Origin of the sequence: Amycolatopsis sp. 3B14 (assembly GCF_050958625.1) — a bacterium.
GTDB lineage: Bacteria > Actinomycetota > Actinomycetes > Mycobacteriales > Pseudonocardiaceae > Amycolatopsis_E > Amycolatopsis_E thermoflava.
This window is the reverse complement of sequence record NZ_JBHZEN010000055.1, coordinates 125,755-147,963: the sequence shown is the minus strand read 5'-3', so window position 1 is coordinate 147,963 and position 22,209 is coordinate 125,755. Positions and strand designations below refer to the sequence as shown.

General features: G+C 73.6%; 30 protein-coding genes. 16 read left to right on the top strand and 14 right to left on the bottom strand.

What is annotated here, in order from left to right; all coding sequences use genetic code 11:
* Positions 1–110: 110 nt before the first annotated feature.
* Positions 111–323, top strand: coding sequence for a hypothetical protein (locus ACCP09_RS28910; RefSeq protein WP_027929777.1), 213 nt, complete (start codon positions 111–113; stop codon positions 321–323).
* Here ACCP09_RS28910 and ACCP09_RS28905 read toward each other — a convergent pair.
* Positions 295–1,638 carry an MFS transporter gene (locus ACCP09_RS28905; protein ID WP_027929778.1) on the bottom strand — a complete coding sequence of 448 codons (1,344 nt, stop codon included), beginning with the start codon at positions 1,636–1,638 and terminating at the stop codon, positions 295–297. The two genes, ACCP09_RS28910 and ACCP09_RS28905, sit on opposite strands and share 29 nt — an antisense overlap.
* Positions 1,639–1,775: 137 nt before the next feature.
* Here ACCP09_RS28905 and ACCP09_RS28900 point away from each other — a divergent pair, with 137 nt between their 5' ends.
* On the top strand, positions 1,776–2,342 hold the full coding sequence (locus tag ACCP09_RS28900; RefSeq protein WP_433751762.1) for a TetR/AcrR family transcriptional regulator: 567 nt from the start codon (positions 1,776–1,778) through the stop codon (positions 2,340–2,342).
* On the opposite strand, the gene ACCP09_RS28895 is transcribed toward ACCP09_RS28900, so the two are convergent.
* From ACCP09_RS28895 to ACCP09_RS28880, 4 genes are all read right to left on the bottom strand, one after another.
* Positions 2,343–3,101 carry an SGNH/GDSL hydrolase family protein gene (locus ACCP09_RS28895; RefSeq protein ID WP_027929780.1) on the bottom strand — a complete coding sequence of 253 codons (759 nt, stop codon included), beginning with the start codon at positions 3,099–3,101 and terminating at the stop codon, positions 2,343–2,345. It abuts the gene before it with no gap.
* Between the two features lie 10 nt (positions 3,102–3,111).
* A complete protein-coding gene (locus ACCP09_RS28890; protein WP_433751759.1) occupies positions 3,112–4,020 on the bottom strand; it encodes an RNA polymerase sigma-70 factor in 909 nt (302 codons plus the stop codon).
* Entirely contained in the window at positions 4,017–5,186 is a 1,170-nt protein-coding gene (locus ACCP09_RS28885) for an NAD(P)/FAD-dependent oxidoreductase (protein WP_433751757.1), read from the bottom strand. Before ACCP09_RS28885 ends, ACCP09_RS28890 begins: the two co-directional genes overlap by 4 nt.
* Positions 5,187–5,273: 87 nt before the next feature.
* Positions 5,274–5,786, bottom strand: coding sequence for a CGNR zinc finger domain-containing protein (locus tag ACCP09_RS28880; protein WP_433751755.1), 513 nt, complete (start codon positions 5,784–5,786; stop codon positions 5,274–5,276).
* A 25-nt stretch (positions 5,787–5,811) separates the two neighbouring features.
* Here ACCP09_RS28880 and ACCP09_RS28875 point away from each other — a divergent pair, with 25 nt between their 5' ends.
* Together ACCP09_RS28875 and ACCP09_RS28870 are read left to right on the top strand one after the other, a co-directional pair.
* Positions 5,812–5,991 (top strand): hypothetical protein, encoded by a 180-nt coding sequence (locus tag ACCP09_RS28875; RefSeq protein WP_123686806.1) that lies wholly within the window; start codon positions 5,812–5,814, stop codon positions 5,989–5,991.
* A complete protein-coding gene (locus ACCP09_RS28870; protein WP_433751754.1) occupies positions 5,988–6,824 on the top strand; it encodes a patatin-like phospholipase family protein in 837 nt (278 codons plus the stop codon). The genes ACCP09_RS28875 and ACCP09_RS28870 overlap by 4 nt, the downstream gene beginning before the upstream one ends.
* Positions 6,825–6,985: 161 nt before the next feature.
* Here ACCP09_RS28870 and ACCP09_RS28865 read toward each other — a convergent pair whose 3' ends face one another.
* Together ACCP09_RS28865 and ACCP09_RS28860 are read right to left on the bottom strand one after the other, a co-directional pair.
* Entirely contained in the window at positions 6,986–7,870 is an 885-nt protein-coding gene (locus ACCP09_RS28865) for an SMP-30/gluconolactonase/LRE family protein (protein WP_027929785.1), read from the bottom strand.
* Between the two features lie 37 nt (positions 7,871–7,907).
* Positions 7,908–9,026: a tyrosine-type recombinase/integrase gene (locus tag ACCP09_RS28860; protein WP_433751752.1), complete on the bottom strand. Its 1,119-nt coding sequence runs from the start codon at positions 9,024–9,026 to the stop codon at positions 7,908–7,910.
* A 257-nt stretch (positions 9,027–9,283) separates the two neighbouring features.
* Here ACCP09_RS28860 and ACCP09_RS28855 point away from each other — a divergent pair, with 257 nt between their 5' ends.
* On the top strand, positions 9,284–10,426 hold the full coding sequence (locus tag ACCP09_RS28855; RefSeq protein ID WP_433751750.1) for a hypothetical protein: 1,143 nt from the start codon (positions 9,284–9,286) through the stop codon (positions 10,424–10,426).
* Positions 10,427–10,496: 70 nt separating this feature from the next.
* Here the strand turns inward: ACCP09_RS28855 and ACCP09_RS28850 are convergent, their stop codons facing one another.
* Positions 10,497–10,982 (bottom strand): winged helix-turn-helix transcriptional regulator, encoded by a 486-nt coding sequence (locus ACCP09_RS28850; RefSeq protein WP_433751749.1) that lies wholly within the window; start codon positions 10,980–10,982, stop codon positions 10,497–10,499.
* Between the two features lie 24 nt (positions 10,983–11,006).
* Between ACCP09_RS28850 and ACCP09_RS28845 the strand changes: the two genes are divergently transcribed.
* From ACCP09_RS28845 to ACCP09_RS28835, 3 genes are read left to right on the top strand one after another with little or no spacing between them, the layout of a single operon-like run.
* Positions 11,007–12,092 carry an MFS transporter gene (locus tag ACCP09_RS28845; protein ID WP_433751747.1) on the top strand — a complete coding sequence of 362 codons (1,086 nt, stop codon included), beginning with the start codon at positions 11,007–11,009 and terminating at the stop codon, positions 12,090–12,092.
* A gap of 18 nt (positions 12,093–12,110) precedes the next feature.
* Positions 12,111–12,821: an NUDIX hydrolase gene (locus ACCP09_RS28840; RefSeq protein WP_123686813.1), complete on the top strand. Its 711-nt coding sequence runs from the start codon at positions 12,111–12,113 to the stop codon at positions 12,819–12,821.
* Positions 12,818–13,816, top strand: a complete 999-nt coding sequence (locus ACCP09_RS28835; RefSeq protein WP_433751744.1) for an ADP-ribosylglycohydrolase family protein — start codon at positions 12,818–12,820, stop codon at positions 13,814–13,816. The genes ACCP09_RS28840 and ACCP09_RS28835 overlap by 4 nt, the downstream gene beginning before the upstream one ends.
* 4 nt (positions 13,817–13,820) lie before the next feature.
* Here the strand turns inward: ACCP09_RS28835 and ACCP09_RS28830 are convergent, their stop codons facing one another.
* Entirely contained in the window at positions 13,821–14,711 is an 891-nt protein-coding gene (locus tag ACCP09_RS28830) for a zinc-binding dehydrogenase (RefSeq protein ID WP_433751743.1), read from the bottom strand.
* A gap of 98 nt (positions 14,712–14,809) precedes the next feature.
* On the opposite strand from ACCP09_RS28830, the gene ACCP09_RS28825 reads away from it, so the two are divergent.
* From ACCP09_RS28825 to ACCP09_RS28815, 3 genes are read left to right on the top strand one after another with little or no spacing between them, the layout of a single operon-like run.
* Positions 14,810–15,187 (top strand): winged helix-turn-helix transcriptional regulator, encoded by a 378-nt coding sequence (locus ACCP09_RS28825; protein WP_017982396.1) that lies wholly within the window; start codon positions 14,810–14,812, stop codon positions 15,185–15,187.
* Positions 15,184–15,414 (top strand): hypothetical protein, encoded by a 231-nt coding sequence (locus ACCP09_RS28820; protein WP_027929791.1) that lies wholly within the window; start codon positions 15,184–15,186, stop codon positions 15,412–15,414. The genes ACCP09_RS28825 and ACCP09_RS28820 overlap by 4 nt, the downstream gene beginning before the upstream one ends.
* A gap of 32 nt (positions 15,415–15,446) precedes the next feature.
* Positions 15,447–16,160, top strand: a complete 714-nt coding sequence (locus ACCP09_RS28815; protein ID WP_027929792.1) for a trimeric intracellular cation channel family protein — start codon at positions 15,447–15,449, stop codon at positions 16,158–16,160.
* Here ACCP09_RS28815 and ACCP09_RS28810 read toward each other — a convergent pair.
* Positions 16,145–16,729 (bottom strand): helix-turn-helix domain-containing protein, encoded by a 585-nt coding sequence (locus ACCP09_RS28810; RefSeq protein ID WP_378334680.1) that lies wholly within the window; start codon positions 16,727–16,729, stop codon positions 16,145–16,147. The genes ACCP09_RS28815 and ACCP09_RS28810 overlap by 16 nt on opposite strands.
* Before the next feature lie 78 nt (positions 16,730–16,807).
* On the opposite strand from ACCP09_RS28810, the gene ACCP09_RS28805 reads away from it, so the two are divergent.
* Positions 16,808–17,377 carry a class I SAM-dependent methyltransferase gene (locus ACCP09_RS28805; protein WP_433751740.1) on the top strand — a complete coding sequence of 190 codons (570 nt, stop codon included), beginning with the start codon at positions 16,808–16,810 and terminating at the stop codon, positions 17,375–17,377.
* Here ACCP09_RS28805 and ACCP09_RS28800 read toward each other — a convergent pair.
* Genes ACCP09_RS28800 through ACCP09_RS28790 form a run of 3 tightly spaced genes read right to left on the bottom strand, consistent with a single transcriptional unit; the run spans position 17,367 to position 19,292 of the window.
* Positions 17,367–18,218 (bottom strand): dihydrodipicolinate synthase family protein, encoded by an 852-nt coding sequence (locus ACCP09_RS28800; RefSeq protein WP_433751738.1) that lies wholly within the window; start codon positions 18,216–18,218, stop codon positions 17,367–17,369. The two genes, ACCP09_RS28805 and ACCP09_RS28800, sit on opposite strands and share 11 nt — an antisense overlap.
* 11 nt (positions 18,219–18,229) lie before the next feature.
* Positions 18,230–18,376, bottom strand: a complete 147-nt coding sequence (locus ACCP09_RS28795; RefSeq protein ID WP_433751736.1) for a hypothetical protein — start codon at positions 18,374–18,376, stop codon at positions 18,230–18,232.
* A 40-nt stretch (positions 18,377–18,416) separates the two neighbouring features.
* Positions 18,417–19,292: a LysR family transcriptional regulator gene (locus ACCP09_RS28790; RefSeq protein ID WP_433751734.1), complete on the bottom strand. Its 876-nt coding sequence runs from the start codon at positions 19,290–19,292 to the stop codon at positions 18,417–18,419.
* Between the two features lie 88 nt (positions 19,293–19,380).
* Between ACCP09_RS28790 and ACCP09_RS28785 the strand changes: the two genes are divergently transcribed.
* Entirely contained in the window at positions 19,381–19,737 is a 357-nt protein-coding gene (locus tag ACCP09_RS28785) for a YybH family protein (RefSeq protein ID WP_237334887.1), read from the top strand.
* Here ACCP09_RS28785 and ACCP09_RS28780 read toward each other — a convergent pair.
* Positions 19,703–20,155 (bottom strand): MarR family winged helix-turn-helix transcriptional regulator, encoded by a 453-nt coding sequence (locus ACCP09_RS28780; protein ID WP_433751732.1) that lies wholly within the window; start codon positions 20,153–20,155, stop codon positions 19,703–19,705. The two genes, ACCP09_RS28785 and ACCP09_RS28780, sit on opposite strands and share 35 nt — an antisense overlap.
* Before the next feature lie 49 nt (positions 20,156–20,204).
* Here ACCP09_RS28780 and ACCP09_RS28775 point away from each other — a divergent pair, with 49 nt between their 5' ends.
* The 3 genes from ACCP09_RS28775 (at position 20,205) to ACCP09_RS28765 (ending at position 22,200) form a co-directional block, all read left to right on the top strand.
* On the top strand, positions 20,205–20,531 hold the full coding sequence (locus ACCP09_RS28775; protein WP_378334686.1) for an antibiotic biosynthesis monooxygenase family protein: 327 nt from the start codon (positions 20,205–20,207) through the stop codon (positions 20,529–20,531).
* Between the two features lie 126 nt (positions 20,532–20,657).
* On the top strand, positions 20,658–21,422 hold the full coding sequence (locus ACCP09_RS28770; RefSeq protein WP_433751729.1) for a putative protein N(5)-glutamine methyltransferase: 765 nt from the start codon (positions 20,658–20,660) through the stop codon (positions 21,420–21,422).
* Entirely contained in the window at positions 21,415–22,200 is a 786-nt protein-coding gene (locus ACCP09_RS28765; RefSeq protein ID WP_433751727.1) for a helix-turn-helix domain-containing protein, read from the top strand. The genes ACCP09_RS28770 and ACCP09_RS28765 overlap by 8 nt, the downstream gene beginning before the upstream one ends.
* Positions 22,201–22,209: the final 9 nt, after the last annotated feature.

Sequence of the window (22,209 nt, the reverse complement as noted above, 5' to 3'; positions counted from 1 at the left end):
GCACCGGAATCCGGTGCGGCCCCTTTCTCTTGCCGCCGACCGCCGAGTTCAAGCTCCGGCGCTTGGCGGGCCGAGGTCCGCCCCAAGCGGACGGATGACACCCTGGAACCATGAGCGAAGAGCCCGCGCCCGTCGCGCAGCGGCGGCGCCTGTTGTGGGGGTCGGTGCTGGCCACCGTGGTGGCACTGGCGATCCTCGTGCCCGGACTGGCCGGCGCGCTGGGCGCCCGGTCGAACTGGCTGCCCTACGGGATCGCCCTCGCCGTGCTCGCCGCGCTCGGCTGGTACCAGTGGGTCAGCGCCGGTAGACCGCGTCGTCGGTGATGTCGGCTCGCGAGCGGTCCTTCAGCAGCGCCACGCAGACGATCGTGACCACCGCCGAGAGCACCACATAGGCCGAGATGGAGTACGGCGTCCCGGTGGTGTGCAGCAGCCAGGTCGCCAGCAGCGGCGCCGGGCCGCCCGCGAACACCGACGCCAGCTGGTAGCCGAGCCCGGCGCCGCCGTAGCGCAGGTGCGTCGGGAAGCTCTCGCCGATCAGCGCGGCCTGCGGACCGTACTGCATGGCGTGCGGGATCATCGACACCACGACGGCGACGAAGATGAGCACCTCGCCGCCGTTCTTCAGCACCGCGAAGTACGGGAACGCCAGCAGCCCGGTCAGCACCGCCCCGGTCAGGTACACCCGTTTCCGCCCGATCCGGTCCGACAGCTGCGAGAACCACAGGATCAGCGCCAGCTCCACCGCCGCGCCGAGCAGGACGGCGTTGAGCACGAACGTCTTCGAGTAGCCGTGCTCGGCGACCACGTACACCAGCACGTAGCTGGTGTAGAGGTAGAACGGCATCTGCTCGCTGAACCGCAGCCCGGCCGAGAGCAGGATCTCCCGCCAGTGGTGCTTGACCGCGTCGGCCACCGGGCTGCGCGACGTCCGCTGCTGCGCCACGACCTTCGCGAACATCGGGGTCTCCAGGATGCGCAGCCGGATCACCAGCCCGACGGCGACGAGCAGCAGACTGGCCAGGAACGGCAGCCGCCAGCCCCACGAGTCGAACGCCTCCTCGGGCAGCAACGCGGACAGCAGGGTCATGCCGCCGGTGCCGAGCACGAGCCCGACCGGCACGCCGATCTGCGCGAAACTGCCCAGCAGCCCTCGCTTGCGCTGGTCGCCCCACTCCATCGCGAGCAGCACCGAGCCGCTCCACTCGCCGCCGATCGCGATGCCCTGGATCAGCCGCAGCGTCACCAGGATCAGCGGCGCCGCGATCCCGATGGTCGCCGCGCCGGGCAGCACCCCGACGACGCCGGAGGCGATGCCCATCATCAGCAGCGTGACGACGAGCGTGGTCTTGCGGCCGATCCGGTCGCCCCAGTAGCCGAAGATCGCCGCGCCCACGGGCCGCGCGGCGAAGCCGACGGCGTAGGTGGCGAAGGATTGCATCGCGCCCGCGTAGCTGGAGGAGGCGGGGAAGAACAGCTGCGGGAAGATCAGCGCCGCGGCCGTGTTGTAGAGGAAGAAGTCGTACCACTCGATGGTCGTGCCGATGGCGCTGGCGAAGGCCGCGCGCCGCACCTGGGTGGTCTTCTGGCTGGTCTGTGCCTGGAGAACGGTGTCCGCTTCGTCGCGTCCGAGAACCATGCCGCCGAGCCTCCTGTGATCGGCTTCACTTCCCGAAGACGATCCCTCACCGGAGTGACGATGTCCAGGGGCAGGCCGGGAATCACCACCTTTCGCCGCGTTCCGGCCGCGCTCCACGGGGCTCTACGATGCGCCGCATGACGGAACCGAAGCCGCTGCGCGCCGACGCCCGCCGCAACCGGGCGCGGGTGCTGGCCGCCGCGGAGACGGTGTTCGCCGCCAAGGGCACCGGCGCGCCGACCGAAGAGGTCGCGCGGGAGGCGGGCGTGGGCATCGGGACCGTGTTCCGGCACTTCCCGACCAAGGAGGCGCTGCTGGAGGCGGTGCTGGCGGACCGGATGCGCCGGTTCGCCGAGGAGGCGCAGTCGTTCGCGGCCGCGAGCGATCCGGAGAGCGCTTTCTTCGTGTTCCTCGCGCGCTGGGCGGACGTGTCCGCCGCCAAGAACGCCTACACCGACGCGCTGGCCGCCGCCGGCGCCGAGGTGCCCCGGCTCGCCGCCGAGGTCGGTGCGAAGGTGCGGGACGCGCTGGGCGCGTTGCTGTCGCGGGCGCAGCAGGCGGGCGCGGTGCGCGAGGACGTCGGGGTCGCCGAGCTGATCGCGTTGATGGTCGGCGCCTCGCGCGCCGCGGAGTACGCCGGCGACGACGCCGGGCTGCGCGCCCGCACGCTGGGGATCGTCTTCGACGGGCTGCGTCCCCGCTGATCAGTCCAGCGGCAGCAGCACCGGTCGTTTCGCGGACAGGGTGTCGCCGGAGGACTCACCACGCAGGCGGCGGCCGATCCAGGGCAGCACGTGTTCCCGTCCCCACTGCAGGTTCTCCGCGCGCTGCCGCCGCCGGTCGACCAGCTCACGCGGCCCGAGCGCGGCGGGGGAGAGGCCGTGCGGGCGGCCGAGCACGTCGAGCACGGCGATCGCGACCTCGTTGTGGCCCAGCGCGTTGAGGTGGAGCCGGTCGGCCGACCACAGGCGCCGGTCGCGCAGCTGCCGCATGCCCCACATGTCCACCACGAGCGCGCCGTGCCGGGCGGCGATCACGCGAGTGTGCTCGTTGTAGATCGCGGTGCGGCCGCGCAGCTTCCGGAACACCGGGTCCTCGGCGCCGTCCACGCCGGTGAACAGCAGCACGGTGGCGCCGGTCTTGGCGAGCCGCTCGACGGCGTTCTCGAACCGTGCGGCGAGCGCGTCGATGTCGGCCTTGGGGCGCAGCAGGTCGTTGCCGCCCGCGTAGATCGACACCAGGTCCGGCTGCAGCGCCAGTGCCGGTTCGAGCTGCCCGGCAAGCACCTGGTCGAGCAGCCGTCCGCGGATCGCGAGGTTGGCGTAGCGGAACCCGGGGTCGGCTGCCGCCAGCTGCTCGGCGACCCGGTCGGCCCAGCCTCGCACGCCGTTCGGGCGCGCGGGGTCTTCGTCGCCGACGCCCTCGGTGAAGGAGTCGCCGAGGGCCACGAAACGCTTGTACATGCTCAGCACTTTAGGCGACCGTCCCGGACGGCCCGAGACCGTGCACCGCGCCGCCCGCGACCGCGCCGAGTTTGTCCGGGTTGGCCACGTTGTGCAGCGTGGTGATGCGGCCCTCGGCGTCGAAGTCGAAGGTGACCGTGGCCAGCACGCGGTCCGGGCCGCGGAAGACGAGCCCGGGGCCGCCGTTGATCTCGGTCAGTTCCGTGACCACGTCCGCGGGCGCGACGCCCTGGTAGGTGACGGTGCCGATGGCGGCGAACCAGCCTGCCACCGTCTCCGCGCCGACGACCGGGCGCAGGGCCTGGCGGACCTTGCCGCCGCCGTCGGTCCACAGCGTGACGTCCGGGGACAGCAGTTCCATCAGGGTGTTGACGTCACCGCCGGTCGCGGCGGCGAGGAACCGCTCGGTGACCGCGCGCTGCTTCGCGCGGTCGGCCGGGAACCGCGGGCGGCGGGCGCGCACGTGCTCGCGCGCCCGGTGCGCGGCCTGCCGCACCGCCGCTTCCGACCGGTCCACCGCCTCGGCGATCTCGGCGTGGCTGAACCCGAACACGTCCTTGAGCACGAACACCGCGCGTTCGAGCGGGCTCAGCGTTTCCAGCACCACCAGCATCGCCGTGGACACCGAGTCCGCGCCGGTGACCGCGTCCGCGCTGTCACCGGTGGTGAGGATCGGCTCCGGCAGCCACGGGCCGACGTAGGTCTCCCGCTGGTGCCGGGCCGAGCGCAGCCGTTCCAGCGCCAGGTTGGACACGATGCGCGCCAGGTAGGCCTTCGGGTCGGCGACCTGGGAGCGGTCCGCGGCCGACCACTTGATCCACGCGTCCTGCACGACGTCCTCGGCGTCGGCGGCGCTGCCGAGGACCCGGTAGGCCACCGCGAACAGCAGGTTGCGGTGCTGGTGGAACGCCTCGGTCACCGCACGCCCCGGGTGAAGCGGCCGCCGCGGGGCCAGAACGCACCCGAGGCGGGCATCTTCTTCATGCGCAGGTACGTCGGCCAGGGCGAGGCGGTCACCGCTTCTTTGTACCGGGCGGCCGGCCCGCCGGTCAGGCAGATCCGCCGCGGGCTGTCGTCGGGGTGGGTGAACTGCACGACCGCGTCGTGGCGGCCCAGGCTGACCGGGGTGTGGTAGTAGCCGAAGCGGAACGGCTTGGGCTCCTTGCCCGCCAGGGCGCGCAGGATCGACACCGCGGCGTGCACGCCGGTCGGCATCCCGCTCTGGCAGGTGCCGTGCAGGACGCCGTAGCCCTGGCTGATGGCGGCCGCGTCACCGACCGCGTGGACGTTCGGGTGCGAGACCGACCGCAGGGTCGCGTCGGTGATCACGCGGCCGCGGTCGTCGACGGCCAGCCCGGCGGCGGCCGCGAGCGGCGCGGCGCGGGTGCCGCTGGTCCACAGGACGACGTCGGCGGGGATCGTCTCGCCGCCGGCCAGTTCGACGGCGTCCGGGAGCACCTTGGTCACCTCCGCGCCAGTGCGCACCTCGACGCCCAGCCGCCCGAGCGCGGCCTGGAGGTGGGCCCGGGCCTTGCGGTTCATCGCCGCGCCCGGCTCGCGCCGGCCCAGCAGGACGACCCGCAGCCGCGGGTGCTGCTCGGCGATCTCCGCGGCCGACTCGACACCGGTGAGCCCGTTGCCCGTGACCACGACCGTGCCCTGCTCCAGGCGCGCCAGCCGGCCGGCCAGCACTTCGGCGTCCTCCGGGCTGTTCAGGGTGTGCGCGTGCTCCTCGACGCCGGGCACGATGACGGTGTCGGCCACGCCGCCGAGGGCGTACACCAGCGTGTCGTAGTGCAGCACCCGGTCGTCGACGCGCACGGTCCTGGTGCCCGGGTCGAGCGCGGTGACCCAGCCCCGCACGAACCGCGCGCCCGTGCCGTCCAGGAGTTCCGGGATGCTCAGCTCGGCGACCTGCTGCCCGGTTGCGGTCAGGTGCAGCCGCAGCCGCTCGGTGAACGTCTCGTGCGCGTTCACCAGGGTCACCTCGACGTCGTCGCGGCCCTTCGTGCGTGCCGCGAGCTGGATCGCCGCGGCCGTGCCCGCGTACCCCGCGCCCAGCACCAGAACCTTGTGGGTGGTCATCGTTGTCGCCTCCTCATCGGCTGTTGACGACCACGAGATGGGAGGTGCCGGCCCGTTCGTGACATGGCGGGGTGTGACGCGCGACACCTATGTGGCGCGGGCCCGGTGTTCGGCGACGTGGACCCGGGTCGCGCAGCGAGTGGAGCAGAACCGGCGGCGGCCGTTGCGGGAGGTGTCGACGAAGACGACGTCGCAGCCCTCGCGGGCGCAGGCGCCGATCCGCCCGGCGTCCTCGCACAGCAGGTGGGCCAGGCCGCCCGCGGTGAAGGCCCGGATCCGGCGGGCCAGGGTGTCGTCCTCGCCCGCGTAGTGCAGATGCGCGGGCAGGCCGTCGTGGCGGGAGATGAACGGACGGCACGCGGTTTCCGCGAGCAGCTCGTTGACCAGGTCGATCCGGGTGTCCGGGTCGGGTTCGGCGAACACCGCGCGGATCCGGCGTCCCCACGCCCGAGCCTGGGCCGCTTCGGCTTCGGTGAGCCGGGTCAGCGACATGCCCGCCTCGCGCATCATCCGCAGGAGCTCGGGCGCGGTGGCGTCGGGCATGTTGACCAGCCCCGCCGCGACCTGCGCGGCCGGCCCGCCGTAAGGGTTGAAGTGCACTGACCCATTACAGCACGCTGGGGTCATGACCGACGAACGTTGCCCCCGCTGCCAGTGGCCGCTGTCCGAACTCCTCCGCGCCGGGTCGAGCCACCCGGTGTCCGCCGGCCGCCTCGACTACCGCCGTTGCGTGTGCGGGACCTGGCTGCTCCTCGTCAACGGCGCTCTCGCCGGCGCCACGCGGGGGCCTAGGATCGGCGCATGACGCGTGCGCTCGTGCTCGGTGGTGGCGGTGTGGCCGGAATCGCGTGGCAAACCGGTCTGTTGCACGGTTTGTCGGAGTCCGGAGTGGACGTTCTCGGCGCGGACCGGTTCATCGGCACCTCCGCCGGATCGACGGTGGCGGCGCAGATCACCAGCGGCAGGGCGCTGGCGGAGTTGTTCCGGCGGCAGGTGGATCCGGCGCTGCAGTCACCGGAGATCCCGGCCGACGTCGACGCCGAGACGATCGCGGAGATGTTCGGCGCGGCCGTGAGCGGCGCGACCGACGCGAAGGACGCGCGGCGGCGGATCGGCGAGCTGGCCCTGGCTGCGCGCACGGTGGCGGAGGCCGACCGGCTGAAGGTGATCGAGGCGCGCCTGCCGGTCCACGACTGGCCCGCGGCGGCCCTGCACATCGTGGCGGTGGACGCCGCGACCGGCGACGACCGGGTGTTCACCGCGGAGTCCGGGGTGTCGCTGGTGGACGCGGTCGCGGCCAGCTGCGCGGTGCCGGGCACGTGGCCGCCGGTCACGATCGACGGCCGCCGCTACATCGACGGCGGGGTGCGGTCGATGGAGAACGCCGACCTCGCCGCCGGCTGCGACCGGGTGCTCGTGCTGCGGGTGACCGAGGTGCCCGGCAACACCGACCTGGACGACCAGGTGGCGGCGCTGCGGCGGGACGGCGCGGCGGTGCTGGTGGTCGCCCCGGACGCGGCGGCGGCCGAGGCGATCGGGCCGAACCTGCTGGACCCGACGGTCCGCGAAGCAGCGGCGCGCGCCGGGTTCGACCAGGCCGCGCGGGCGGTCGCCGAGGTCAGCGCCGTCTGGGGTTAGGGCCGTCTGGGGTTAGGGCCGTCTGGGGTTAGGGCGTGTCTGGCGAGGTCTTTGTCCAGGTGATGACGTCGTGAATGAGGCTGGCCGCGCGGTGGGGGCGGCGGGTGGCCGGGTCGGTCCGGCGCCCGCGATCCCCGTGCGGACGCCGGACCACGACGCCCTCAGGGGCGCCCGGCGTGCGGGACGTCGACGCGGAAGGCGAGCAGGCTCGCTTCCCGCGCGTCCTTGCGGGCGTGCTCGTTGAAGTCCGGCGCCGCGCACGCGAACAGGGTGCGGCCGTCGGCGCCGCCGAGCATGCAGGCGAACACCCCGGTGCCCGGCTGGATCTCGTCGGCGATCTCGCCGCCCTCGCGGACGCGCAGCAGCCTGCCGCCGATGCCATCGGCCACCCACAGGGCGCCTTCCGCGTCCAGGCAGCAGCCATCCGGCGCGACGGCGATCTGCGGAAGCGCTTTCTCCAACTCGCGCTCGGTGAGCGGTTCGCCGAACTTCGCCCACACCCGGCGGTTGGTCAGGGACCCGTCGGCGGCGATGTCGAAGGCGGTCACCCGGTTGCCGAAGGTCTCGTCGACCAGCAGCACCCCGTCGTCGGTGATGACGCTGCCGTTGGGGAACCACAGGTCCTCGGCGACGACGGTGACGCTGCCGTCGGGGTCGACGCGCAGCAGGTTCGCCGGCGCCACCGGTGCGCCGTTCATCAGGTCGAACCCGAAGTTGCCGACATAGGCGCGCCCCTGGGCGTCGACGACCATGTCGTTGGGGTGCCCGGTCACGTGGGCCGACAGGTCGGCGTGCGTGACCAGGGTGCCGTCCGGCTCGCGGCGGAGCAGGCGAGCGTCGCGCATCGAGACGACGAGCAGGCGGCCGTCGGGCAGCCAGCCCAGCCCGGAGGGCTGACCGGGCACCTCGGCCTCGACCCGCAGATCGCTGCCGTCCTCGAGGCTGGACTGCACGAGGTGGGTGTAGAAGTCGGCGAACCAGATGCGGTCCTCGTGCCAGCGCGGGCATTCGAGGTAGGAGAACCCGGTCAGAACTGAGGTGTGCACGGGGGGTAGTCAGTCACGACGCGGGCACGGTGTCAAGTCAGGCGTCGCGCACCAGCCGGAGGTGGCGCTGTTCGGCGCGTTCCGACGGCTCGGCCGTGGTTCCCCCGGTGAGGTCGGCGAGCATCTGCGTGGTTTGCCGGCGCCGGCTGCGGCGCACGTAGATCAGGGTGGTGGCAACGCTTTCATGCCCGGCGAGGTCGGCCAGGTCCTCGACCGAGACACCCTTCTCGTAGCCGAGGGTCAGCACGGTGTGCCGCAGCGAGTGCGGGACGACGTCGTCGGGCTGGTCCAAACCTGCGCCGCGCGCGGTCTCCCGCAGGAGGTTGCCGAGGTCGCGCGAGGTCAGGGGCGTGCCGGTGCGGGTGGCGAACAACCAACCGGACAGCTCGGCGACCGGCTTGCCTTCACGTGCGGCGCGGGCGGCCAGGTAGTCGCCGAGGGCGGCGTCGGCGCGGCCGAGGATGTCGGCGGTCTTGCGGTGCCCGCCCTTGTTGACGTAGCGCAGGATCCGGTGGCCGTGGTCGACGCCGAGGTCGCCGTCCGGGCCGCAGCGGGCGTGCAGGATCGCGCCGGACCGCACCGCGGTGGTGGCCATGATCTCCAGGATGGCGAGGTTGCGCAGCGCGGCTTCGGTGCCGAGCTGGGCGGCGCGGTCCCGGGCGTGGCGGAGGAGGGCGAGGAGTTCCTCGTAGGTGAGGGCGCGGGTCTGGGACTCCTGGTCGCGCTTGTGGCGGGGGACCAGCCGCGCCGGGTTGTCGTCGTGGACGCGGTTGTCGATCAGCTCGGTGTACCACGAGCTGACGGCGGCCAGGCGGGTGTTGTGGGTGACCGGGCTGCCGGGGTCGAGCAGGGCGATCCAGTCCCGCACGTCGGCGAGCCGGGCGGCCAGCGGGTCGACGCGGTGCCAGTCGCAGTAGGACAGCCACAACCCGAGGCCGCGCCAGTAGGAACGGCGGGTCTGGTGGCTCTTCATCGCCAGCAGCCAGGCGTGGGTGATCGCCCGCGGGCCGTGCCGGTCCGACAGTTTCCCGGGCAGCGCGGGCAGTTCGGCGACCGCCTCGTCGAGCCAGGCGCGCAGCGCGTCGGGAGCCGGCGCGCGGGCCGGCAGCGGGCGCGGCGCGAACGGCGCCAGCTCGATGGTGTCGTCGCCGGTCACGTCCTGGATTCTGCCTCAGGTTCTCCTGATGCTCGCGGGGTATCGGACCGCCGGCCGGAAGCTTCGGAGCCGCGGTAGGCGGCCTACTCCCGAGCCGGGGTCGTTTCGTCACAGTGACGATCGCGGCTTTTTGATGTCCTTCCTCCGCCTGTCCTTCCTCCGCGATAACCGTGATTATCGCGGGTATCCTTTAGTTGTAGTTTACTTAGCTGAACCCTAGGTATCGGTTGCCAAACTCGAACTGATAACCTGCGGTTATGCAGGAGACACCCCCACCGCCGCCTCGCAGGGACGCCACGGGAAGCCGGGAGACCGTGTCCGATCCGGCGCTGTGCCGGTACTGCCGACGGCATCCGCGCAAGCAGCCGGGGCCGCGTGGCGGGCGGCCGGGTGAGTACTGCACGACGGTGTGGGCGGTCGACGAGCGCGGCCGCGAGGTGACGTGCGCGCGGCTGGACGAGGCCGACCAGATCGCGTTCGCCGCCTACGGGCCGGCGATGCCGGGGCTGGACGTCGCCGCGGTCGGCCGGGACGTGAGCCGGGCCCTGGCGGAGATCGCGCCGCTGCAGCAGACCCTCGCCGCGCTGGACGGGCGGCTCGACGCCGAGATCGCCGAGGCCCGTGAGCGGGTCGCGGAAGCCGAAGCCGCCCGCGCGGACGCCGAGGCCAGGGCGGACGCCGCGGAGCAACAGTCCGCCGAGGCAGCGGCCGCGGCCGCGGAAGCAGCCGACCGGGCGGAGGCCGCCGACAAGCGCGCGGCGGAAGCCGAGCAGCGCGCCGCGGCCGACCGGAGCCAGGCCCAGCGCGCGATCGCCGACCGGCTCACCGCCGAGGGCGAGATCCGTCAGTTGCGGGAACGGCTGGACCAGCTCGAAACCGAGCACCGCCAAGCCGCGGAAACGGCGGCCGCCCGCATCGAGGAGCTCACCGCCGCGGCGGCCGCCCGCGCCAGCGAAGCCGAAGCTGCCCACGCGCGCGCCCGGCAACTCGAGACTGACCTGCGTGACCTGGCGACGCAGCACCACGAGGACCTCGAACAGCTCCGCGCCCGTCACGACCGAGCGCTGACCGAGGACCGCGCGAAGCACCGCGAGGACCGCGAGCGCTGGCAGACCGAGCACGACCAGCGAGTGGCGGCGCTACGCGAACAACACGAAGCAGCGTTGAACGCCGCCCGCGAACGCGCCGCCGAGCTGGCCACAGCGGCCGCCCGAGCCGAAACAGCAGCCACCGAAGCCCGCACCGCCGCCACGACGGCCACCCGCACGGCCGACGCCACCGCGGCCCGGCTGTCGGCCCTGCGGGAGGGCGTGCTGGCCGCATTGGCTGATTCGGGAGCCGACTTGCCCGCCCGGTTGCGCACCCTGCTGGCCGACACCGCCCCGGCTGCCACCAGCTAGCGGTACCAGCTCAGGGTCTGTTCGAACGGGGAGCCTTCAGTCGACAGTGCGTGCCCTGCAGCACCGTTGATCAGCTACTGGAGCACGGCCGGCGCCACGCCGGGTTGAGGCGGACGCCCAGTTCCTCCAGCTCGACCGGATGCCCGTCGTCGTTGCGCAGGCCGGCCCGGACCGGGGCTCCGGTTTCGTGGTCGACGTACAGCAGGGGCGGTCCGCCGTCCTGGAGGTGCTTGTCCGCCCACTGCATCAGGCCGATGACCACCGGCAGCAGGTCGCGGCCCATCTCGGTGAGCACGTATTCGTCGCGGGTGCGGCCGCCCGCGTCACGGTAAGGCTGCTTTTCGAGCAGGCCGGCCTCGGTGAGGTGCCGCAGCTGCCGGGCCGCGGCCGTCTCGGTGATGCCGATCCGCTCCGCGAAGGCGCTGAACCGGGTGGTGCCGTAGAAGGCCTCGCGCAGGATGAGCAGCGCCGACTTCGTGCCGACGATCTCCAGGGCCTTGACCAGGGAGCAGTGATCGGTCTTCCACGAGCTGAGATCCGCGAGCGGACCTTCCATCACGGCGGGCATGGGTCACGGCGCGTGCTGTGCCTGGCCGCGTTCATGGCCATGCTCGACGTCTTCGTGGTCAACGTCGCGTTCACCGGCATCGGCGCGAGCTTCGCCGGCTCCTCGCTGGCGGACCGGCACGGCCGCAAGGCGGGCTTCCTCGTCGGGCTGACCGTCTTCACCCTCGCCAGCGTGGGCTGCGCGGTGGCGCCCGGGCTGTGGTGGCTGGTCGCGTTCCGGGTGCTGCAGGCCGCCGGCGCCGCCGCGCTGACCCCGGCCGGCCTGGGACTGCTGCTGACCGCCCTGCCGCCCGACCGGCGCGCGGGCGCGGTGAAGGTGTGGGCCACCACCAGCTCGTTCGCCGCCGCACTCGGCCCGGTCGTCGGCGGGGCGCTGGTGGAGCTGTCCTGGAACTGGGTGTTCCTGATCAACGTGCCGGTCGGCGTCCTGGCCTTCGCCACGGCGATGCGCCTGGTGCCGGAGTCCCGGGACGAGTCGGTCACCCGGCTGCCCGACGTGCCCGGCGCCGTCGTGCTCGCGGTCGCGATCGGCGCGCTCGCGCTCGGGCTGGTGAAGGGTGGCGAATGGGGCTGGACCGGCGCGGCGGCCCTGGGTGCGTTCGGCGTCGCGGTCGCCGGCATCGCACTGCTGGTGGTGCGGGTGCGGCGGCACCCGGCGCCGGTCGTGGAGCCGGCCCTGTTCCGCGTGCCGGCCTTTGTGTGGGCGAATGTCACGGCCCTGGTGTTCTGCCTGGGCGCGGTGATGCTGGCCTGGAACGCCTCGGCGCAGGCCCGGTTCGCCACCGACGTCCTGCCCGGTTGGATCGTGACCGGCGTCGGCATCGGCCTGGCGCTGCCGACCCTTATGGCCGCGGCGACGGCGAGCCTGCCGCCCACCCAGGCCGCGACCGGCAGCGCCGTGGTCAACACTGGCCGCCAGGTGGGGTACGTCCTCGGCGTGGCGGTCCTGGTCGCGGTGCTCGGCACGCTCGACACCCCGCACCCCGGAGCGACGACGGGTTTCGCGGGCGCGTGGTGGTTCATCGCCGGTGCGGCCGGTCTCGGTGCGGTCACCGCGCTCGGCCTCACACCCCGGCGGCGGATGGTTTATAGTCACTGAGACCAATAAGGGGGTTGGATGTACGACAAGCATGCGTACGAGCCCTTCGCGGTGACTGTCGACCTCGCGGTGTTCACGGTGCGCGCGGGGCGGCTGTGGATCCTGCTCGTGGAGCGGGGTGCGGAGCCGTTCGCGGGGTGGTGGGCGCTGCCGGGCGGGTTTCTCAGGCCGGACGAGTCGGCGGAGGCCGCGGCCCGGCGGGAGCTCGCCGAGGAGACCGGGTTCGCCGAGGTCGCGGGGCTCCATCTGGAACAGCTGCGCACCTACAGCGAGCCGGACCGGGACCCGCGGATGCGCGTCGTGTCGGTGGCTTTCGCCGCGCTCGTGCCGGGTGCGCCGGAGCCGACGGGCGGCGGGGACGCGGCGCGCGCCGCCTGGGTGCCGTTCGGTGAGCAGGGTCCGCTGGCCTTCGACCACGACCGCATCCTCACCGACGCCCACGACCGGATCGGCGGGGAACTCGAACGCACCGGCCTGGCCACGGAGTTCTGCGAGCCCGAGTTCACGCTCGGCGAGCTGCGGCGGGTCTACGAGGCGGTGTGGGGGACCGGTCTGGACCCGGCGAACTTCCGGCGCAAGGTGCTTGCCACCCCGGGGTTCGTCACACCCGTGGCAGGCGCGTCCCGGCTGACCGGCGGGCGCGGCAAACCCGCCGCGCTGTACCGGGCCGGTGGCGCCGCCACGCTGCACCCGCCGCTGCTCCGACCGACGGAAGGACGACGTTCATGACCAGGCAACCGGCCACCGGCTCGCTGCTGGGCCTCGCGCTGGGCGACGCGCTCGGTGCGCCGACCGAGTTCCAGGATGTGCCGGCGATCCTCGCCGCGCACGGGCACTGGCGCGAGATGGACCTGCCCGGCCCGGTCGCGTTGATCACCGACGACACGCAGATGGCGCTGGCCGTCGCCCGCGCGGCCATCCTGGGCGAGCTGGAGCCGGAGCGGTTCGAGCCGCCGTTGCGGGCGGAGTTCGTCACCTGGCTGCGCTCGCCCGAGAACAACCGCGCCCCCGGCGCCACCTGCCTGCGGGCCTGCCGCCTGCTGGAGGCCGGTCACCCGTGGCCGGCGGCCAGCCAGATCACCTCGAAGGGCTGCGGGGCGAACATGCGGGTCACGCCGCTGGGCCTGCTGCCCGGGATCGACGGCGAACAGCGCGCGGGCGCCGCCCAGTTGCAGGCGGGCCTCACGCACGGGCACCCCACCGGGCTCGCCGCCGCCGACCTCACCGCGCACACCGTCCACCTGCTGGCCGAGGGCGCCGAACCGGCCGGGCTGCCCGGGGCGTTGCGCGACTACGCCGCCCGGCACCGCGACACCTACCACGAGCGATGGCTGGGCGACCTGTGGACGCGCGCCGGTGACTCCTCGCCGGAGCAGTTCATCGCCCGCGGCTGGGACGAGTGCCTGGCCGCCCTGGACCGCCTGGATGCGGCGGTGCGCGACGCCGACCGGGACACCGACCCGTGCCTGGCCACCGGCGAGGGCTGGGTCGCCGAGGAGGCGCTGGCCACCGGCCTGCTGTGCTTCCTGCTGTTCCCCGGCGACCCGGTGCTCGCGCTGCGGCGCGCCGCCTGCACGTCCGGCGACTCGGACTCGATCGCCGCGCTGGCCGGCGCGTTCGCGGGCGCCCACCACGGCGCCGGCGCCTGGCCGCCGGCGTGGGTCGCGCGGCTGGAGCACCGCGACGAGCTGTTGGCGTTCGGCGCGAAGTGGGACATGGCCTGACCCGTCACGGCACGAGCAGCCATCGGCCGCGCCGGCCGCCGCCGGCCACCTTGTCGTAGGCGACGGCGGCGTCGGTCAGCGGCACGCGGCCGGCGACCCGCAACTCCAGCACCCCGGACGCCGCCAGGTCGAGCAAACGAGCGAGCCGGGCGCCGTCCGGCTGGACGCTCGAGATCGATATCGAGATGTCCCGTTCGGGGCTCGCCGGAGACGCCGAGGGCACGCCGGCGAACGCCCCGCCGTCGCGGAGCGCGGGCAACGCCGCCCGGTGCAGCACGGCGGCGTCGACCACGGCGTCGAACGACGGGCCCGGCACCTGCGTGACCAGCTCGCGCGCCCCGGCCCGCAGCACGAAGGCCCGGTCGGTTTCGCGGGCGAGGCCGGTCACGGTCCAGCCGGCGTGGGCGGCCAGCGCGACGGCATACCCGCCGACGCCCCCGGCGGCGCCGGTCACCAGCAGGCTCCGCCCGTCGGCGGGCCCCAGGCTGTCCACCAGCTCCGCGGCCGTCAGGGCGTTGACCGGCAGGGAGGCGGCGGCGACCGGATCGAGGCTGTCGGGCAGCCGCGCGGCGGCGGACGCGGGCAGGACGGTCTCCGTGGCGTGCGCGCGGACCGGCGCGGCGAAGTCCGGATGCAGCGCGGCGACCGGGTCTCCTGCCGCGAAGGCCGTGTCCGTGGTCTCGGTGACCACGCCGGTCAGCGACATGCCGAGCCCGACGGTGCCGGTCAACCCGAAGATCGCGCGGGCCGGCCCGGCGGCGACGAGGACGTCGACGGGGTCGACCGAGGCGGCGGTGACCCGGACCCGCAGCTCGCCGGGCGCGAGCGCGGGCAGCGTGACCTCTTCGGCGGCCGGCGCGGTGGTGCCGGGCCGGGACACGAGTGCGAGAGTCATGGTGTTCCTTCCCTGGTGTGGACAGCACCACCATCGGGGACCTACTCTCCGTTGGGAAGTAGGCACTGTGAAGTCGGGTAGGCACCCGGAGGTGCGCCATGGAGGTCACCGAGCGGCCCGCGCGGTTCGACGCGTTCGCCGCGAACTGCCCCAGCCGGCGGCTGCTGGACACGATCGGCGACAAGTGGGCGAGCCTGGTGATCGTGGCGCTCGGGCTGACCGGCCGGATGCGGTACTCCGAGCTGTCCGCGCGGATCGCCGGGGTGAGCCAGAAGATGCTGACCCAGACGCTGCGCCACCTCGAGCGGGACGGGCTGGTGAGCCGCACGGTGACCCCGTCGGTGCCGGTGCGGGTCGACTACGAGCTCACGCCGCTGGGCCGGTCGCTGCTCGGCATCATGCGCCACCTCAAGGAGTGGGCCGAGGAACACATGCCCGAGGTGGACCGGGCGCGCGCGGAGTACGACCGGCGGTGACGGCGAAGGACCAGCTCAGCCTGTTCGAGGCGCTGCCGTGGTTCGTCCCGGACGTGCCTGCCCCGTTCGCGGACGAGCGGCGGGCGCACCTGTTCGCCGACGAGCAGCCGTACCTGGGGTACCGGATCGCGCGGTGTGGTGAGCGGCGCCGCATCTGGACGGCGATCGAGCACGTGCCCGGTGGTGCGGACGTGCCGCGTTGCGCGGAGTGCCTCGCGGTGTCCTGATCGTCCGTCCACTGCGGACTAGGGTGCCGGGTGTGGCTGGAACGGCGGTCGAAGCGATCAATCAGGTGACGCGCTACCTGGATCTGGCGGGCGTGTTCGCCTGCGCGATCCTCGGCGGTGCGATCGCCCGCAGCGAGCGGCTGGACCTGTTCGGGTTCCTCGTGGTGGGCAGCGTGTCCGGGCTGGGCGGCGGGGTCATCCGGGACACGCTGCTGCAGCACGGCACACCGGTCGCGCTGACCGATTACGCCTACCTGCCGACCGCGCTGGCCGGCGCGCTGCTGTCGTTCGTGATCTCGATCAGCGAGAACGCGTGGGACAAGTTGTTCACGGCGCTGGACGCGGCGGTGATCGGGTTCTGGGCGGTCACCGGGGCGCAGAAGACGCTGGCCGCCGGGCTGGGCTGGCTGCCGGCGATCCTGCTGGGCACGACGACCGCGGTCGGCGGCGGCGCGCTGCGGGACATCATGCTCCGGCGCGTGCCGGCGGTGTTCGGCGGCAACGCGCTGTACGGCACGGTGGCGGCGGCGGTCGCGGCCACGATGGTCGTGTGCCACTACCTGGGCGCCCCGCTGGTGGGCGTCGTGGCCGGGGTGGTGGGCGCGCTGCTGTTCCGGCTGGCGGCGGTGAAGTTCGGGTGGAACCTGCCCAACGGGCTGGAGTGGCAGCCGCACTCCCGGCTGGCGAGCGCGTGGCGCACCCGCCGGGTGCGGCGCAACCCGCCGGAGGATCAGCAGGGCCGGTAGCGGGCCCGGATGTGGAAGCGCTCGCCCTGCGGTCCGAGGATGCTCAGGAACTCGGCCGGGTGGCCATCGGCGTTGCCGAACCAGTGCGGCAGGTGGGTGTCGAACTCGGCGACCTCCCCGGCGGACAGGACCAGGTCCTGCTCGCCGAGCACGAGGCGGAGCCGTCCGTTGAGGACGTAGAGCCAGTGGTAGCCCTCGTGCGAGCGGGGATCGGGCTCGAGGTCGGACGGCCCGGCGGGCAGGATGTGCTTGACGGCCTGCAGTCCGCCGGGTTTGCGGGTGAGCGGGATGACGGTCATGCCGTGGTGGGTCCTGGGCCGCGGGTAGACGCGCGGGTCGCCGGTGGCCGGCGCGCCGACCAGGTCGTCGAGCGGCACCTGGTAGGCCTTGGCCAGGGGCAGCAGCAGTTTCAGGCCGGGGGTGCGCTGCCCGGATTCCAGGCGGGACAGCGTGCTGACCGGAATGCCGGTGGCCTGCGACAGGGCGGTCAGGGTGGTGCCGCGGCGCCGGCGCAGCTCACGCAGCCGCGGCCCGACGGCGCCGAGCACGGCGTCGAACTCGTCGCTCATGCCCCCACTGTGCTCCCGCTTTTGCGGATTCCGCAAAGAATTTTGTCAATCCGGCGAGTTGCCGGGCACGGTGGGGGCATGGACTGGGATGAGATGTACCGCGGCCGCGAGCGGGTGTTCAGCGGCGAACCCAACGAGGTGCTGGTCACGGAAGTGGCCGATCTGGCGCCGGGGCAGGCGCTGGACGTGGGGTGCGGGGAAGGGGCCGACGCGTTGTGGCTGGCGCGGCGGGGCTGGCACGTCACGGCGATCGACGTCTCCCGTGTGGCGCTGGAACGGGCGGCCGCCGCCGACGACACCGGTCGCGTGGCGTGGGTGCACGCGGACCTGACGGCGATGGCACCGCCGGCGAGCTGCTTCGACCTGGTGTCGGCGCACTACGTCCCGCTGCGCAGGGCGGAACCCGGCGTGCTGCGCGGTCTGCTCGCCGCGGTCGCGCCGGGCGGCACGTTGCTGGTGGCGAGCCACGACCCCGCGGAGCTGACGCCACGCGAGGGTTTCGACCCGGCCGACTACTACCACCCGGCCGACGTCGCGGCGCTCCTCGGTCCGGAGTGGACGGTGCTGGCCGACGAGATCCGGCCGCGCGCCCGGCCCGCCCGGTACACGCGGGACACCGTGCTGCGGGCGCGGCGGGTCACAGGTTGAGCTGCCGCAGGGTGTCGATCACCTCGCGGCGCGCGGCACCGTCGAGTTCGCGGAGCGGGCGGGGCAGGACGCGTTCGCCGGTCAGGCCCAGGTGGGTGGCCGCGGCGGCGACGACCCGGATGCCGCCGTGGCGAGCGAACAGGTCCCACAGCGGCCGCAGGCGCTCCGACTCGGCCGCGTCGCGCATGACGGCCCGCGCGGTGTCCGGGAACAGGCCGCCCAGGACCGAGTACCAGACGTCGCAGCCGGCGGCCAGCCCCTCGGCCGCGACCGCGTCGCCGCTGATGCCGATCGTGACGGTGTCCGGGATGCGGGCGCGCAGGGCGTCCACGCGGGCCTTGGCGTCGGCGGGCACGCCGGGGATCTTGATGGAGCCGACGTTCGGCAGCGCGGCGATGCGGCCGTGCAGTTCGTCGCTGAACTGGAAGTGCGTGGTGCGCGGGTTGTCGTAGACGCACAGCGGCAGCGACAGTTCGCGGGTCACGTCTTCGTAGAGCCCGAACACTTCGTCGTCGGTGAGGGGCTGGTAGCTGACCGGGGCGAGCAGCACCGCGGCCGCGCCCGCGTTCTGGGCGTCCTCGGCCAGCGCGAGGACCTCGCTGGTGGCCGTGGCGCCGATGCCGACCAGCACCGGGGTGCCCGCCGCCGCGTCGACGGCGATCTTCGCCGCTTCGGCGCGTTGTGCGCGGGTCAGGTACGGGTACGAGCCGGTGGAGCCCAGCGCGCCGATCGACTCGACCCCGGCCGCGGCGAGCCGGGCGACGAGCCGCGCGTAGGCGGTGGTGTCGATGCCGGATCCGGTGACCGGGGTGAGCGGGAAGGCGGACAGGCCGGTGAACATGCGTCGTCCTTTCAGGGGCGGGTGGTGGTGAAGATCGCGTGCCCCGGCATGCCGTCGAGCAGGTCGCAGACGGTCGTGATCTGCTCGCGCCGGTGCGAGACGAACGCGTTGCCGTAGGTGGTGAGCAACTCGGTGTCGGAGGGCCGCCAGGCGGGCATGGTCTTCACCCTAGCCAGCGGGGCGAACCCTTTTCCGAGTTCACAGCGCCGCGCGGGCGCGGTCGAGGAACACCCGCGCCGCGGGGCTGGCCGGGCCGGCAGCACGCCACGCGAGGGCCAGGCAGCCCCGCAGCGGCGGGTCGGTGATCGGGATCGGGTGCAGGTCGGGGCGTGCGGTGGCCACCGAGTCCGGCAGGATCGCCACGCCCAGCCCGCGGGCGGCGAGGTCGGCCAGGACCGTGGGGTGACCGGCCTCGAACCCGATCCGCGGGGTGATGCCCCGCGCGGCGCAGGCTTCGTCCAGGCGCGCGCGCAGGCCGGTGCCCGCGGGCAGGCTGATGAGCGGCCGCTCCCGCAGGTCCGCGAGCGGGACCTCGGCCCGCCCGGCCCACTGGTCCTCGAGGCTGACGGCGGCGGTGATGGCCTGGTCGGTGAGGACGAGGACGTCCAGCCCGGGTGGCCGTTCGTCGGTGGCGAGGCTGATGATCGCCGCGTCGAGGCGGCCGTCCCGGATGCCGGCGGCCAGCTCGCCGGAGCGGCCTTCGACGAGCGTGATCTCCACGCCGGGGTGGTCTTCGTGGAAGCTCGCGAGCAGGCCGGGCACGTCGAAGTTGTGCGAGGTGACCATGCCGAAGGCGACCCTGCCCCGGACGAGGCCGCGGAACTCGTCGGCGACCAGCCGCGCCCCGGCGACGGCGGCCAGCGCCGCGCGGGCGTAGGGGAGGACCGCGGCGCCGACCTCGGTGAGCCGGACCGTGCGCCCGGACCGGTCCAGCAGCTCGTGCCCCAGCTCCCGCTCCAACCGCCTGACCTGCGCCGACACGCCGGGCTGGGCGACGTGCACGCGTTCGGCGGCGCGGGTGAAGTTGCCCTCCTCGGCGACCGTCACGAAGTACTCGAGCTGGCGCAGTTCCATAAGCGTTGATTCTAGTTGCGAGACCTACCAGCTCTTGGACTTCTGGCCGAGCTGGGGACAGGCTGGGGTCAGAGGAAAGGAGCGACAAGTGATCGACAAGGCCAGGACACCCGAAGACCTCGCCGTGATGTTCGTGGAGCGGGCCAACGCCCGGGACGCGAAAGCGCTGTCCGAGCTGTACGCGGAGGACGCGGTGCTCGCGTTCCCGCCCGGGTCGCAGACGGTCGGCCGGGACGCGATCCGCGAGGTGCTGGAGCGGCTGGTGGAACAGGGCGGCGAGTTCCAGGTCGAGGAGCCGATGCCGACGGTCTACTACGGCGACCTGGCGTTGTGCTCGACCCGGCCTGCCGACAACACCGGGGGACGGGTGCAGGTCGCGCGGCGGCAGCCGGACGGCACCTGGCTGCGGATCATCGACCGGCCGGAGATCCGCCGCCCGGAATGAGGTTGTCCGCGCAGCGGGCGAGCAGCTCGGCCAGCCGCCGCCGGTCGCCGTCGCCGAGCCCGGCGAGCATCCGGTCCTCGACGCCGGCGACCGCGGCCTCGGCGTCGGCCAGCCGGGCGCGCCCGGTGTCGCTCAGGCGCACGGGACGCACCCGGCCGGAGCCGCCTTCGCCCACGGTGACCAGGCCGGCGCGGCGTAGCCCGGCGAGCACCTCGCCGAGCGACTGCCGGGTGACGAAGCACAGCCGCGCGAGCTCGGCGGAGGAGACCTCCGGGTGGTCGGCCAGCTGGCGCAGCACCGCGTACTGGGCCATCGACAGTCCGGCCGCGCGCAGGCGCTCGTCGCCGGCCTGGCGGAACAGCTGCTGGACCCGCTTGACGAGGTAGCCGGGCCGGGTGGTGACGTCCCCTTGACTCATGTCAGGTACCTTACACATCATGTAAGGGTCCTGACATGAGGAGGAAGCCATGCCCGTCTCCACCATCGACGCCACCGCCGGGGTCACCACGCTGATCAACCAGTTCACCGTGGCGCCCGAGCGCCAGCAGGAGCTCATCGACGTGCTCGACCAGGCGACCGAGCAGGTCATGCGGCACCAGCCGGGGTTCATCGCGGCCAACATCCACGCCGGCCTCGACGGCACCCACGTCGCCAACTACGCGCAGTGGGAGAGCGAGGAGGCGTTCCGCGCGATGCTCGCCAACCCGGAGTGCCAGGAGCACATGCGCGCGGCCGCGCAGATCGGCTCGTTCGAGCCGGTGCTGTACCGCGTCGCCTCCGTGCACCACCGCTGAGGCGGCGCGGTACGGTGATCACACGACCGATCGAGGAGGTGAGACCCGTTTCCGTTCCAGCAACCCGGGTGCTCCCCTCCGGCGACGAGTGAGTCGCGGGCGCCCGTTCCCGGAAAGGCGCTTGTCGTGTCCGTCGATGTCGAAACCGTTCTCGTAAGCCGTCTGCGGGCGGCCGGCTGTGTGTTCGCCGAGGATGAGGCCCGGCTGCTGCTGGAGGCCGCCTCCGGTCCCGAGCTGGACGCCCTGACCGCCCGGCGGGTCGCCGGCGAGCCGCTCGAGCAGGTCCTCGGCTGGGCCGGGTTCCGCGGCCTGCGTATCCACGTCGAGCCGGGCGTGTTCGTGCCCCGGCGCCGCACCGAGCTGCTCGTCGAGGAGGCGGTGCGGCTGGCCCCGCCGCGGCCGGTGGCGGTGGATCTGTGCTGTGGTTCGGGCGCGCTGGGCGCCGCGCTGGCCGCGGAGCTCGACCTCGCCGAGCTGCACGCCGCCGACCTCGACCCGGCGGCGGTGCGGTGCGCGCGCCGCAACGTGCCGGGCGAGGTCCACGAGGGCGATCTGTACGAGGCGTTGCCCGCCGGGCTGCGCGGGCGCGTGGACCTGCTGGTGGTCAACGTGCCGTACGTGCCCACCGACGCGGTCGCGCTGATGCCGCCGGAAGCCCGTCTGCACGAACCGCAGCTCGCCCTCGACGGCGGCGCGGACGGGCTGGACATCGCGCGCCGTGTGGTCGCCGGTGCGCCGGACTGGCTCGCCCCCGGCGGTCACCTGCTGATCGAGACCAGCGAACGGCAGGCCCCCGCGCTCGTGCGGGCGGCCACCGGCGCCGGGCTGACGGCGCGAACCGTGACGTCAGAGGAGCTGGACGCGACCGCGCTCGTGGCCCGCCGTGCCTGACCGGGTCGAACACCGCTACGGACCGGCGGGCATCCGGCTCGTCACCGCGTCCTTCCACAGCCACCACTTCGTCCCGCACGCCCACAGCGAGTACGCGATCGCGGCCGTGGAACGCGGAGTCGAGGCGGTGCGCTACCGCGGCGGCACCGAGCACGCGCCCGCGGGCAGCCTGCTGCTCCTCGACGCCGAGGCCATCCACGCCGGCCGCCCCGCCGTCGCGGAAGGCTGGGACTACCGCGTCTTCTACGTGCCGCCCGAGCTGCTGGCGGAATTGGCCGGGCACCGGCCGCGGTTCACCGCGGTCACCCCGCACGACCCCGCGCTCGCACGACGGCTGGTCCGCCTGCACCGCGCCGCGGCGCCGCTGCCCGCTCTCGAGGAAGCGTTGTCATCGGTGCTGGCGCGGTATTCCGGCACTGCGGTGGCAGAGCCGGCGGAACCCGCGACGGTACGGCGGGTGCGGCGGGCGCTGGCGGACGACCTCCAGCACACGCCGAGTCTCGACGAGCTCGCGGCGCTGGCGGGGATGCCGCGTTTCCGGCTGCTGCGTGCGTTCCGGCGGGCCACGGGCGTGACCCCGCACGGCTACCTGCTGCAGTTGCGCCTGCGGCACGCGCAGCAGTTGCTCGCCGCGGGACACCCGGTCGCGCGGGCGGCCGCGGACAGCGGGTTCCACGACCAGTCACACCTGCACCGGCACTTCCGCCGGGTTTTCGGGGCCACACCGGGCAGTTTCGCGCGCAACGACGTACAAGCCGGGCGGCGGCGCGGCTCGTAGCGTCGCGAG